General features: G+C 62.0%; 11 protein-coding genes. 10 read left to right on the forward strand and 1 reads right to left on the reverse strand.

What is annotated here, in order from left to right; genetic code table 11:
• Positions 1 to 53: 53 nt before the first annotated feature.
• Positions 54 to 734 carry an isonitrile hydratase gene (gene inhA, locus BFP95_RS22680; protein ID WP_065880033.1) on the forward strand — a complete coding sequence of 227 codons (681 nt, stop codon included), beginning with the start codon at positions 54 to 56 and terminating at the stop codon, positions 732 to 734.
• Positions 735 to 748: 14 nt separating this feature from the next.
• Here the strand turns inward: inhA and BFP95_RS22685 are convergent, their stop codons facing one another.
• A complete protein-coding gene (locus tag BFP95_RS22685) occupies positions 749 to 1,378 on the reverse strand; it encodes a LysE family translocator (protein ID WP_065874646.1) in 630 nt (209 codons plus the stop codon).
• A gap of 657 nt (positions 1,379 to 2,035) precedes the next feature.
• Between BFP95_RS22685 and BFP95_RS22690 the strand changes: the two genes are divergently transcribed.
• Genes BFP95_RS22690 through BFP95_RS22730 form a run of 9 tightly spaced genes read left to right on the forward strand, consistent with a single transcriptional unit; the run spans position 2,036 to position 13,489 of the window.
• Positions 2,036 to 3,475 carry an undecaprenyl-phosphate glucose phosphotransferase gene (locus BFP95_RS22690; protein ID WP_065874607.1) on the forward strand — a complete coding sequence of 480 codons (1,440 nt, stop codon included), beginning with the start codon at positions 2,036 to 2,038 and terminating at the stop codon, positions 3,473 to 3,475.
• A complete protein-coding gene (locus BFP95_RS22695; protein WP_065874606.1) occupies positions 3,475 to 4,935 on the forward strand; it encodes a mannose-1-phosphate guanylyltransferase/mannose-6-phosphate isomerase in 1,461 nt (486 codons plus the stop codon). The genes BFP95_RS22690 and BFP95_RS22695 overlap by 1 nt, the downstream gene beginning before the upstream one ends.
• 1 nt (position 4,936) lies before the next feature.
• Complete coding sequence (locus BFP95_RS22700; RefSeq protein WP_065874605.1) at positions 4,937 to 5,848, forward strand: glycosyltransferase family 2 protein; 912 nt, start codon at positions 4,937 to 4,939, stop codon at positions 5,846 to 5,848.
• A 29-nt stretch (positions 5,849 to 5,877) separates the two neighbouring features.
• Entirely contained in the window at positions 5,878 to 6,654 is a 777-nt protein-coding gene (locus BFP95_RS22705; protein ID WP_065874645.1) for a polysaccharide biosynthesis/export family protein, read from the forward strand.
• A 15-nt stretch (positions 6,655 to 6,669) separates the two neighbouring features.
• Positions 6,670 to 8,661: a GumC family protein gene (locus tag BFP95_RS22710; protein WP_065874604.1), complete on the forward strand. Its 1,992-nt coding sequence runs from the start codon at positions 6,670 to 6,672 to the stop codon at positions 8,659 to 8,661.
• Entirely contained in the window at positions 8,661 to 9,851 is a 1,191-nt protein-coding gene (locus BFP95_RS22715) for a glycosyltransferase (protein WP_065874603.1), read from the forward strand. Before BFP95_RS22710 ends, BFP95_RS22715 begins: the two co-directional genes overlap by 1 nt.
• Positions 9,841 to 11,169 carry a GH39 family glycosyl hydrolase gene (locus tag BFP95_RS22720; protein WP_065874602.1) on the forward strand — a complete coding sequence of 443 codons (1,329 nt, stop codon included), beginning with the start codon at positions 9,841 to 9,843 and terminating at the stop codon, positions 11,167 to 11,169. Before BFP95_RS22715 ends, BFP95_RS22720 begins: the two co-directional genes overlap by 11 nt.
• Before the next feature lie 8 nt (positions 11,170 to 11,177).
• On the forward strand, positions 11,178 to 12,395 hold the full coding sequence (locus BFP95_RS22725; protein ID WP_065874601.1) for a glycosyltransferase family 4 protein: 1,218 nt from the start codon (positions 11,178 to 11,180) through the stop codon (positions 12,393 to 12,395).
• Entirely contained in the window at positions 12,386 to 13,489 is a 1,104-nt protein-coding gene (locus BFP95_RS22730) for a glycosyltransferase family 4 protein (protein WP_065874600.1), read from the forward strand. The genes BFP95_RS22725 and BFP95_RS22730 overlap by 10 nt, the downstream gene beginning before the upstream one ends.
• The last annotated feature ends 1 nt before the right edge of the window (position 13,490 follow it).

Here is a 13,490-nt window from a genome sequence, read left to right on the forward strand (position 1 = left end):
AAATCCTGAATCACTAAAGTGAAGCCGTCCACCCCTTTATCGGAGCGCTATCCATGACCTTGCAGATCGGCTTTGTGTTGTTCCCCGGCATCCAGCAACTTGACCTCACCGGCCCTTATGACGTACTTGGTTCGCTGCCGGACGTGAAATTGCACCTGGTGTGGAAAGACCTGGAACCGGTCACCTCCAGCACCGGCCTGGTGTTCACCCCGACCATAACCTACGCCGACTGCCCGCTGCTGGATGTGATCTGCGTGCCCGGCGGTTCCGGCGTGGGCGCGTTGATGGAAGACCCGCTCACGCTGGACTTCCTCAAGGCCCAGGCGCAAACCGCACGCTACGTGACCTCGGTGTGCACCGGCTCGCTGGTACTGGGCGCGGCGGGTTTGCTGCGCGGGCGCCGGGCGACGACTCACTGGGCTTACCACGACCTGCTCGCCCCGCTCGGCGCGACCCCGGTGCAAGAGCGCGTGGTGCGTGACGGCAACCTGTTCACCGGTGGCGGCATCACCGCCGGCATCGACTTCGCCCTGACCCTGGCGGCCGAGTTGTACAGCGACGCGACGGCGCAACTGGTGCAGTTGCAGATTGAATACGCGCCAGCGCCACCGTTCGATGCAGGCCGACCGGACACTGCGCCCAAGCACGTATTGGAGGAAGCCAACAACCGCACGGCCGAATCGCGCAGAGTACGCGGCGAGATCGTCGCACGCGCAGCTGCACGCCTGGGCTAACACCGTGAGTTGAATCAGCTTGGGCGAGACATCACCGCCAGGCGCACGGCCAGCACCATCAGCACCGTCGCCAAGCCCCATTTCTGTAGCCAGGCGCCTTTTGAGCGCCTGGCGAAGAATCGGCTCAGCGCACCACCAAAAATGCCCAGCACCGCATGAAACACCCCAGCGACTAACGTCAGCACGCCCCCGAGCACCATCAACTGCACGGCAATGGACCCCGCCTCCGGCCGTACAAACTGCGGCAAAAACACCACGAAAAACAGTAATGCCTTGGGGTTGAGCAGGCTGTTGAACATGGCCTGCAGAAACACTCGTCCCAGGGGCATGCGATTGACCTGGGCCGCGCCCAGCCCTGGGGTTTTCTGCAACGTCTTGACCACCAGCCACAGCAGGTAAACCACTCCCGCATAGCGGATCAAATCGAAGGATGGCGGCCAACTGGCGACCAATGCCGTCACCCCTGTGGCGGTCAATGCGGTCAGCAACAGGTCGGCCACGCTGATACCCAAGGCTGATGTCACTCCCCCGCGCCAGCCATGAGTCACGCCGTGGCTGATCACAAAGGCCATGTTCGGCCCAGGCGATAACAGCAGCAACAGCACAGCCCCCGAAAAAACCGCCAGGGTTGCAAGGTCAATCATGCTCAAGCCATCCACCGCAAAAGCCTGCAGATTAATCGGCGTACCGTGTGCGAACAAAAAATTGTGCTGGATACATTGTTTCTGGTAATCGCGAGTGGGGTGACTACCGGTTCGACACTGCCCTGTCGAAATGGAACGCAGGCGTAGCTTTTGCGGCAACTTCTATAGTGAACCGCGTAATTTTTATGGTGAGTTTGAAAGGTAACTTCTGATCGGGCGAAAGCCCCATGGGCAGGGCACTTAGTGCGCCCTGCCACCGCTGTTTTGTCCCTCTTTCCCACCGCGCTGCAAAAAAGCTTTCTCCTTTAAGCAGGAAAAATTCCTTATTTGTTCCTACACTCAAAAACACACCCAATCACCGCGTGTTCGGACAAGGAATGTCAATAAAATGCCACTAAAAAGAATGATAAAACTGTCTACTACGCAGCTCCCGCACCATTGTCAATTTATTGACTGAGCACATAAAGGGAACAGTCCTTTAGTCACTACCCCCGCAAAAACACTTCAAATGAATAGCTGTGTTTGGATGGTGCATTTGAATTGGAAAGTTGCGTATTACCCAGTGCAACCAGTTCGAGCTGAACGCTAAAGCAGCCCGCTGCTTTATTGAGCAAACAGTCGAACAGTGCAGCCTGGAGTGCAATGAGGGATGGTTTTATGCGAGAGAAGTCGTCAGTCGACAGCTTGTTTTTAACACGTGCTGGTTTTGTTGAGTTCTTTGTCGTTTTCGTCAAATTGATCCACGGCCTGACGGCCATTTTGCCCCCTCTGGTCCTGGTGCTTTTCCTGGACCCGATGGACCCTGAACTGCGCCCTCATTTCGTGGGCCTGCTGGTTTTTTTCGCGGTCCTGACCATTATTCTGTTTCAGGCCCTGGGCATATATTCCGAAGAATTGTTCAGCAACCGGCTGCGCTTGAAAACCAAGATCAAAGCCTGGTCGGCGGCGTTTTGCATTCTGTTGTTCATGTACCAGATCCTGCAGATGTTCCCGCAATTAACCCCGCGTAACCTGGCGACGTGGTACGTCGCCAGCCTGGCGTTGTTCTGCCTGGAACGCCTGATGATGTTGCGCCTTTATCGCAGGCTGATGCGGGCTGGCAAATACCTGCAACGCACGGTGATCCTGGGCTTTACCGAGACCGCTGTGCACGTCGCCGATCACCTGCAGCGCAACGGCGATATCCGTTCCGGCCTGGTCGGTTTTATCGACGACCGCACCGAGCGCATTCCCAAGGAGCTGAGCAAGCTGCCCCTGCTGGGCAATACCCGCGACCTCGAAAAACTGATCCGTGCCGAGCAGGTCAACCAAGTGATGATCTGCCTGCCCTGGGCCGCCGAGCAACGCATCCACGGCTTGGTCAACCGCCTGCGGCAGTTGTCGGTGAACGTCATGCTGGTGCCGGACATGGCGGCCCTGCGCTACGGCCACAGCAAAATCACCGATGTGGGCGGCATTCTGATGTTCAACACTTCACAGTTGCCGTTGCGTGGCTGGTCGCCGGTGATCAAGCGCTGTGAGGATTTCCTGCTGGCCAGCCTGGCGTTGGTGTGCCTGTCACCGCTGATGGTGGCGACAGCGATTGCGATCAAGCTCGACTCCAAGGGCCCAGTGCTGTTTCGCCAGAACCGCTATGGCTACAACGACAACGAAATCCGCGTGTTCAAATTCCGCTCGATGTACACCGACCAGAGCGACTTCACCGCCGAACGCCAAACAACGCGCGCAGACCCGCGCATCACCCGCGTGGGCCGCATCATCCGCAAGACCAGCATCGACGAGCTGCCGCAACTGTTCAATGTGCTGCTGGGCAACATGTCCATCGTCGGCCCGCGCCCGCACGCCACGGCAACCAAGGCCGCAGGCGTGCCCTTCGAAGTGGCGGTCAGCGAATACAGCTCGCGGCACCGAGTCAAGCCGGGTATCACCGGCTGGGCGCAGATCAACGGTTACCGGGGTGAGACCGACACCCTGTTCAAGATCCAGAAACGTGTCGAGTACGACCTGGAGTACATCTCCAAGTGGTCGGTGTGGTTTGACTTGTACATCGTCTTCATGACGGTCCCGGCCGTCCTTTCCACCAAGGAAGTCTATTGATGAACACCCTCAACGGATTAATTCCCTGCATCATTTCCGGTGGTTCGGGCACGCGGCTGTGGCCGGTGTCCCGGCAGAACATGCCCAAGCCGTTCATGCGCATGCGCGATGGCATGAGCCTGCTGCAGAAAACCTTTCAGCGCGCGGCCAAACTGCCCGGCGTGGAAAGCGTGTTGACGGTGACCAACCGCGACCTGCTGTTCCGCACCCTGGATGACTACCGTCTGGTCAACAAGGCCCATCTGCCGCTGGATTTGCTGCTGGAGCCGTTCGGGCGTAATACGGCAGCGGCGATTGCCGTGGCGGCGCTGCATGTGCAGGAACATTTCGGCGGCGACGCACAGTTGCTGGTGATGCCCGCCGACCATTTGATCCTCAATGAAGTGGCGTTTGCCGAGGCCGTGACCCAGGCCCGCGACCTGGCCGAAGCCGGCTACCTGGTGACGTTCGGTATCCAGCCGGATCACCCGGAGACTGGCTTTGGCTACATCGAACAGGGTGAGCCGTTGAGCACGGGCAACCGGGTCAAACGCTTCGTCGAAAAACCCGACCTGGCCACCGCCCAGGGCTATCTCGACGGCGGCAAGCACCTGTGGAACGCCGGCATGTTCTGCTTCAAGGCCAGCACCCTGGTGGACGAACTCACCACCCATGCGCCCGACGTGCTGGAAGCCGCCCGCGCCGCGCTGGACCATAGCCAGAGCCTGCAAAACAAAACCTCGCGCCAGCGTGAGCTGGACGCGGATGCTTTCGGCAGCGCGCCGGATATTTCCATCGACGTGGCCTTGATGGAGAAGTCCAAGCAAGTCGCCGTGGTGCCCTGCGACATCGGCTGGAGCGATATCGGCTCGTGGGAAGCCCTGCGCCAGCTCACCCCCAGCGACGCCCATGGCAACCAAGTCAATGGCGAAGCGATTCTGCATGACGTGCACAACTGCTACATCGACTCGCCCAAGCGCGTACTCGGCGCGGTGGGCGTGCGCGACCTGATCATCGTCGACACGCCCGACGCGCTGCTGATCGCCGACGCCCACCGTAGCCAGGATGTGCGCTACATCGTCGCCGAACTCAAGCGCCAGAACCATCCGGCGTACAGCCTGCACCGCACCGTCACCCGGCCGTGGGGCACCTACACCGTGCTCGAGGAAAGCAGCCGCTTCAAGATCAAGCGCATCGTGGTCAAGCCGCAGGCGTCGCTGTCGTTGCAGATGCACCACCACCGCAGCGAACACTGGGTGGTGGTCAGCGGCGCCGCGCAGATCACCAACGGCGAGCGCGAATTCCTGATCAACGCCAACGAGTCCACTTACATCCCAGCCGGGCATAAACACCGGCTGACCAACCCCGGCATTATCGACCTAGTGATGATCGAGGTGCAGAGCGGCGAGTACCTGGGCGAAGACGACATCGTGCGCTTCGACGACATCTACGGGCGCGCCCCGGCTGAAGTGAAAAAATGACATGCGTACGTCTCTGATCATCCCGACCCGTAACGCCTCCAGCCACCTGGCACGCCTGCTGCCGGCGCTGGAGATGCAAACCCTGCAACCTGACGAGATGCTGGTAGTGGACAGCGCCTCCAGCGACGACACCGTGGCGCGCTTCCGCGCGTTCGGTGCACGGGTTGAGGTGATCGACGCGCGTGATTTCAACCATGGCGGTACGCGGCGCTGGGCCAGCGAACAAGTGGGCGGTGAGGCGCTGATCGTGATGACCCAGGACGCGATCCCCGCCACCCCCGAGACCTTCGCCAACCTGCTCGCCGAATTGCAGCAGGACCCGCTCAATGGCGTGGCCTACGGACGCCAGTTGCCCCATCCCGATGCGGGTGTGTTGGGCGCGCAATCGCGGCACTTCAACTACCCGGAACAGAGCCGCAGCAAGAGCCTGGCCGATGCACCGGAATTAGGGATCAAGACCTGCTTCAGTTCCGACTCGTTTTCCGTGTACCGGCGCAGCGTGCTGGAAGCGGTGGGCGGTTTCCCGGCAGACGTGATCGGCAGCGAAGACGCCTTCGTGGCCGCACGCATGCTGCTCGAAGGCTACAAGGTGCGCTACGCCGCCACGGCGCTGGTGCACCACTCCCACGATTACAAACTCATGGATGAGTTTCACCGCTACTTCGACATTGGCGTGTTCTACGGCCGCGAGCCGTGGATCAAGCAGGCCTTCGGCGATGCGGGTGGCGAAGGCAAGCGCTATGTGCTGGCTGAACTCAGGGCTTTGCGCAAGGCGGGCGCCCTGCACCGCATTCCCGAAGTGCTGGTGCGCAGCGCGTTCAAATTGCTCGGCTACCGGCTGGGCCATCTGGAGCGCCGTCTCCCCCTCGCCCTCAAGCGGCGCATCAGCATGTTTCCCGGTTATTGGAGGTGAGCATCATGACCTACAGGAAGTCCCCCTTGATCAAACAGACCCTGCTCGTGCTCGCCCTGCTGACGGTGGCAGGCTGTAACACGCCGGCGCGCATTGTGCCGCCGGACGGCAAGACCGTCGAAGAAGGCAAGCGCGCCCTCGACCAGCTCGCACAGCTACCGCCGGCGGTGGAACGTATCCGCATCGGCGACCAGCTGCGCATCGTGCGCGATGCCGGTGAGATGCCGACGCTGTCAGCGTTCAACGTCAGCACCATCTATGAGCTGACGCTGTACACGGTGCAGACCGACGGCAAGATCAACTACCCGTTCCTGGGGCCGATCCAAGTGGCCGGGCGCCAGCCTTCGGAATTGGCCACGGAGCTGACCACCAAGCTCGCGCCGACCTACCGCGAACCGCGCGTGACCGTAAACATCAACCAGGCACCGGGCAGCTCGATCATCGTCGGTGGCGCGGTGAACAACCCGACGGCAGTGCAGATTGCCACGGCCAACACCCTTGAGCAGGCAATCATCGGTGCCGGCGGGGTCAGCCCGGCGGGCAATGCCAGCATGGTCGCCCTGCTGCGTGAAGACGCACAGGGTGCCTATCACGCCTACTTCCTGGACTTCAGCCAACTGCTCAAGACCGGCCCCAACGGGCGCAAGCCCGTGCACCTGCAACGCGGCGATGTGGTGTTCGTGCCCAAATCCAACGTGGGCGAGCGCATCCAAGGGGTGGATACCTACCTGAACCAACTGATCCCCTTCACCAAGTCCATTGGGGTTGGCTACAACTACACACGAACCAGCGGCGGCAGTAACTAAAGGAGCGACATCCCTATGATCGAGATCCGTTCTTTTCGTGATCTTCTGCGTTTGTTCTTCATTTTCCGGCGCGAGTTCAAACTGGCGGCGATTGCCGCGCTGGTGATCATCCTGCTGGGGGCTTTCTTGCTGCCGGCCAAGTACGAATCCACTGCGCGCCTGCTGGTCAAGCCTGGGCGGGATTCGACCCTGCCCATCGAGATCAGCAACCGCCAGGCGCTGGTGATGCCCAGCACGCAGCGTGACCCGATTGTCGACGAAGAGCGCCTGCTCACCGGTCGCCCGATCGTGCGCGCGGTGGCTGAACACTACTTGGAAGTGATCGACAACGCGCCACCGCCGGAAGGTTTCTGGAAGCGCACCAAGTACTACGTCAAGAGCGGCGTGGGTGCGGTATTCGATGGCCTGCGTGTGGTGCTGGAAACCGTTGGCGTGGTTGAAAAGACTACCCCGGTTGAACGCCTGGCCGCCGGCCTGGAGAAGAACTTTGAAGTGAGTCACGCCGCCGGTTCGACGGTGATGGATATCAGCTTCAAGTGGGGCGACCCACAAATCGCCCAGGCGGTGGTCAAGGATTGGGTCGAAACCTATATCAACGAACGCACCCAGGCCCTGGGGCGCAAGAGCCTGTATGCCTTTTATGAAGGCCAGGCGGCCAACAGCGCGACCGAGATCAAGAGCTACAAGCAACAGATCCTCACGCACCTCAACGAGATCGGCGCGGCGAGTATCACCGACCGCCTGGAAGACTTGTCCGAGCGCATCAACGTACTGCGCGGCGAGACCTTCAACACTACGCGGCTGATCGCCTCGTCCGACAGCGCAATCCAGAGCACGCGCAATCAACTCAAGGGCCAGCCGAAGGAAGTCACCACGGTGCGCCAGATCGCTCTGAACCCGCAGCAGCAGGACTTGCGTCGCCTGCTTAACCAGAAGCTGCTGGAAAAGGCCGACATGATGCGCACGTACACGGACAATGCGCCGCCGGTCAAAGCCCTGGACGCGTCGATTCGTGCCATGCAGGTCCAGGTCGCCAGCGAGAGCAACACCATTCAAGCCTCGGAAAACCGCGCGCCGAACACCCTGGAAATCCACTTGCAGCGCGTGCTGCTGGATGAAACCAGTAACAACCTGGCACTGCGCACGCAGTTGGTTCAACAGCAGAAACAATTGGTGAACCTGGAAGCGCAGCGCAAGCAAGCCCTGGAGATAGAACCGGAGCTGGCCCGCCTCTCCCGCGAGCTGAACACCACCGAGCGCAATTACGCGTTGTACGTGGATAACCTGGAAAAATCGCGCATCGACCGTGAGCTGGACAACAGCCAGATCAGCAACATTGCCGTGATCGAAGAAGCAACCTTGAACCCAGGCCGCATCTTCCCGAAAACCCTGGTGATGCTAGTCCTGGCGATCCCGTTTGCGATCGTCGTCGGCTTGCTGGTGATCTACCTGTGCTACCTGCTCGACCAGCGTATTCACGACGGTGGCCTGGTGGAGCGCAAGTTTGGCCTGCCGCTGTGGACCACCCTGCCCGAGCTGGACACCACCACCGCGCAAAGCGCCAACGCGTTCAATGCGAGCATCTACCGGCTGTACAGTTTGCTGCAGCCCGCCCGCATCGCTGAACAGGGCCTGACACTCGGGCTGACCTCGGCGCGTCACGGCGAGGGGGTGACCTTTGTGGTCGAACAACTGCGCCAGTTGCTGGCCGAAAACGGCATCAATGTGCGGGTCGGAGGGCTTGAAGCGGCGGCGCCCGGCGAGGTGGTGCTGCTGGATGCCTCGGCGTTGCTGGCTAACCGCGATGCGTTTGTGACCCTGCGCCGCGCCGACCTGATCGCGCTGGTGGTGGAGGCGCGCAAAAGTACCGTGCCGGTGGTGGAGCATGCGCTGTCGATTCTCAACACGGCGTTCGGCAAGGTGGACGGCATCATCATTAACCGGCGCAAGTTCGAAGTGCCGAGCAAGGTGCTGCAGACCATTGGCAAATACCGGGGAGCGTTCTGATGCGTATCGCCCTGCTCGCGCCCTTGCCACCGGAAAAAAACGGCATCGCCGACTACGCGAACCATTTCCGTACGGCGCTGGAACAACTCGGTGTGACGGTGCTGACGCCGTTGGCCGGAGTGGCGGGCAACGCCGAGGCGATAAAGCTGGCCATTGCTGGCTTCGATTGGCAAACCGTCGACGTGGTGCACGCCGAGCTGGGCGGCGGGCGGCTGGGGGAGTTCCTGGCCCTGCGCGAGCTGCGCAAGGCTTACCCGCAACTGCCACTGACCGCCACCGTGCATGACCCGGAACGCATGGTGTGGCGGCGTGAGCATCTGCCGTTCCCTTTGAGCTTGCTGGAGCGTTTACCCAGCCCATTGCCCCAGGCGGCCGTGGTGCTGGCCGACCCGCTGACGTTGCGCGAAGAACGCCAGGTCGCCAAAGGGCTGACCCGGCTGGTGACCCTCACCCGCCTGGGTGCCGAGTGCTTGAGCCAGCGCATGCAATTGCCCGCCGGCAAAGTGGCGGTGATCAACCATGCCAACCTGGCGATTACACCGGCACCGCTGCCGTCACTGGACACGCTGCACCTGCTGTACTTCGGCTTCATCTACCGCGGCAAGGGCATCGAAGACCTGGTGCAGGCCCTGGCGGATGTGTTCAAGCAAGCCCCCGAATTACGCGACCGCGTGCGCCTGACCCTGGCCGGCGGCACTGCCCCGGAGATGGCGTTTGGCGCGGGCGGTAATTACCTGGAGCAACTGAACGCGCAGATCGCGTCACTGGGCCTGACCGCGTCCATCGACTGGCGGCTGAACCTGCCTGCCGATGAAATTGCCCACACCATCCAGGCCCACCATGCGATGGTGCTGCCGTACCGCGAATCGAAAAAACTCGGCCTGCTCGGGCGCCAGCGCGGCACCAGTGGGGCGTTGTCCTGGGCGACCGCCTGCGGGCGCGGCGCGATCACCTCCGATGCGCGCGCGTTTGCCGAGGAAGTCGCCAGTGGCAACGGCGCCATTTACCCAGAGGGTGATGTGGCTGCGCTCGGCGAACAACTGTTACGCCTGGCACGCACGCCGCTGCTGGCGCGGGATTGGGCCGAGCGTGCCGGGGAAATTGGTCGCGAACGGTTGTGGCCGTTGACGGCGCAGAAATTTGTCACGCTGTTTGACGAGGCCATCGTCGGAGCCCGCCATGTCGCGTAAACGCACTTACCTGGCCACCCTGGCGGTGGTCGCAGCCCTGGGTCTCAGCGCGTTTTTGTGGGGGCGCCAGGCCGATGCCGAGAACCATGTGCTCAAGGGCAGCAAGGTCGTGGTGTGGAAGGATTTCCTGGGGGTGAACGCGCAATTCCTGTGGTTCAGCCCTGCGCGTTACCAGATGCAGATCGACCGCCTAAAGGCCCTGGGCCTGGAATGGGTGCGCCTGGATCTGCACTGGGATCAGCTTGAACCTGCCGAGAACCAGTACCAGGTCGCAACCCTGGATCAGTTGGTCGGCAAGTTGCAGGACAACCAGCTCAAGTCGGTGTTCTACCTAGTCGGCTCGGCGCCCTTCGCGACCACCGCGCCAGCCGGTGCGCCGTATCAGGATCAATACCCGCCCAAGGATCCGAACGTGTTCGCCAACCGCATGGCGCTGTTGGCCCAGCGTTATCCCAGTGTGGATGCCTGGCAGGTGTGGAACGAGCCGAACCTGCTGGGCTTCTGGCGCCCGGTGGCGGACCCGGCCGGTTATGCCGCCCTGTTGACGACCACCGCCAATGCCTTGCGCACCGTGAACCCGAACAAGCCGGTGGTGGCCGCTGGTATGGCGTTCTTCAGTGAAATGCCTAATGGGCAGACCATGCTCGCGGCCCTCGGTGCGCTGGGTGTGGCCAGCTTGAATACGGTAATTTCCTATCACCCCTACACCCAACTGCCTGAAGGCAACGATCCGGCGAACCTGGACTTCATCGCCAAGACCACCCAACTCAACCAGGCCCTGCGCAACGGCGGCGTGCAAACCCTGTGGAGCACCGAGTGGGGCTGGTCGACTTACCCTGGGCCAAAAGACGCCCAGGACATCATCACGCTAAAAGCCCAGGCCGATTACATCGTGCGGCGCGTGGCGCTGATGAGCGCGATGGATTACGACAAAATCTTCCTGTTCACCCTCAGCGACCTCGACCAGCGCGCCAGCGTGCGCGACCAGTCGTATGGCCTGCTCGATATCGACGCCAACCCCAAGCCCGCCTACACCGCGCTGAAAAACTTCCTCGACGTCAGCGGGCCGCAACTCACGCCGGGCGACCCACCGGTTGCCGACCAGTTGCCCGGCGGTTTGTTCAGCATCGGCTGGACCCGTGCGGACGGGCGCAAGCTGTGGTTTTTCTGGTCGGCCCAGGGCGGCGACGCACATTTGCCGGGCCTGGCCAGCGCCACCTTGTACGACCCGTTGCGCGGCACCCAGACCCCGGTGAGCGGCACCAACGGCCTGACTGTACCGGTCAAGTCGAACCTGCAAATTCTGTTATGGGATTGAGGCCTGCGATGCGTATTTTATGGATCCTGCCCTACTCACCCTGGCCCGCCACCAGCGGCGGCAAGACGCGCCAGTTTCACCTGCTGCGCAGCCTGGCCGCGCGCGGGCATCGGATCACCCTGCTGCTGCATGACAAGCACCCGGTCTCCCTCACAGACCGCCAGGTGCTGGAAGCATTTCTCGAACAACTGATCATCCTGCCGCGCCGCCCGTTGCGCAGTGTGAAGACCCTCGTGGCCGGGCTGTTTGCACCCTACCCGCTGCTGGCCAGTGTGAATGGCCTGTCGAATGAACTGCAGGAAACCTTCAACTGGTTGCTGGGTGACCATTGGGACGTGGTGCAGGTTGAGCACAGCTACAGCTTCCAGCCTTACGAGGACGCGCTGGCGCGTAAATCCCAGCCGTTCGTGCTGACCGAACACAATGTCGAGTCGGCCCTCGGCGCGGCCACCTATGACCGTTTGCCGAGCTGGGCGCTGCCCTTCATTCGCTACGATCAATGGCGCTACACGCGCTGGGAACGTCGTGTGATGCGCCAGGCCACGCAGGTCGTGGCGGTGACTGACAGCGATGCACAGACCCTGACGAAGATCGCCGGCAAACCGGTGTCGGTGGTGGTCAATGGCGTGGATTGCGATCACTTCGCGGTGGCCCGTCCCGATCCATCGGCACGCCGCGTGCTGTTCCTGGGCAATTACGAATACGCCCCCAATGTGGACGCTATCGAGTGGGCGCTGGATGAGATCCTGCCCAAGGTCTGGGAGCGCTGCCCGCAGGCACGCATGAGCGTGTGTGGTTTCGGCATGCCAGCCAGCTGGCGCGAGCGCTGGCAGGACCCGCGCATTGAGTGGCAAGGTTTTGTGCCCAACCTGATAGACCTGCAATCGAGTTGCTCGGTTTTTCTTGCGCCGTTGCGCCATGGCGGCGGTTCCAAACTCAAGGTGCTTGAAGCCTTGGCCGCCGGCCTGCCGCTGGCGAGTACCGAGCAAGGTGTCTCGGGGCTCGACCTGGTAGAAGGCCTGGACTACCTGGGCGGACAGACCGCCGCGAGCCTGGCAGACGCCGTGGTGCGCCTGCTGCAGTTCCCCGATGCCGCCGTGCCCATGGGTGAAGCGGGACGCGCGTACGTGCGTCGCGCCCATGACTGGAGCGTCGCCGCCAGCCAGCTGGAGCAGGTGTACGCGAGCCTTTCGCCGTTGAATCAAAAGGAGCCCGTATGCGTGTAGGCCTGGATTACCGCACCGTCGGCACCTCGCCGCAATCGGGCATCAGCCGCCAGGTGTACGCGCTGGAAAGCGCCCTGCACAGCCTGCCGGGCATTGAGCTTGAACGGTTTACCGTGGCGCCCCTGGGCGATGAAACCCGTTTGCAGGCCCACTGCCCAGCCTGGGGCTGCGCGAAGACCGCCATGCACCAGCCGCAGAATCGCCTGCGTTTCGAGGCCGGTTTTCTACCGCGCGCGTTGCGTGAGCAGCATATCGATCTGTACATCAGCACCTTTAACATGGGCCTGCCGTTGCCGCCCAGGCCGAAAGGATTGCGCACCGTGGTGCTGCTGCATGACCTGTTTCAAATCACCCTGGACAACTACCACGCCAACCGTTTGAAGGCGCTGATCTACAAGACCAGCGATCGCCTGTCGATTGCCTACGCGGTGCACAGCGCCGACCGGGTGTGGACGCCGTCGCAATACAGTGCCGATGAAACGGTGCGGTTGTTTCCCAAGTCGGCGGGCAAAATTCGTGTGCTGCCCAATCAGGTCGATGGGTTTTCCGAACTGGCGGCGGACCTCAGCGCCCGCCAACTCCCCGAGCACTACTGGCTGCTGGTGGGCACCCGCGAGCTGCGCAAAAACGTGCCATTCCTGGTGGAGGCCTGGCAGAAAGCGCGACGCCAATCCCCTGCCGTGCCGGATTTGGTGCTGGTGGGCAGCCTCGACCATTTGCCCGAAGCCCAGCGCACCCTGCCGGGCATTCGCGCGCTGAGTGGCGTGTCGGATGCCGAATTGCACGCGCTGTACCGCCGGGCATCGCGCTTGTGGCAACCTTCGTATGCCGAGGGTTTTGGTCTGCCTGTGATCGAAGCCCTGAGCGTGGGCACCCCGGTGGCGGTGGCCAGCGGTACGTCGCTGGATGAAATCACCCCGCCGTCGGCACCGCGCTTCTCGCCCACCGATGGCCCGGCACTGACGCAGTTGATGATCAGCCTGGGCGAACGCGCCAATGAGGAATTGCCCGAGCAACAGCGCCAGTGGGCGGAGCGCTTCAACCATCACGCCTATCGCAGGCGCCTGGGCGAACTGATTGAGGATCTGAAGTGAA

Origin of the sequence: Pseudomonas sp. 58 R 12, assembly GCF_900005865.1 — a bacterium.
GTDB lineage: Bacteria > Pseudomonadota > Gammaproteobacteria > Pseudomonadales > Pseudomonadaceae > Aquipseudomonas > Aquipseudomonas tritici.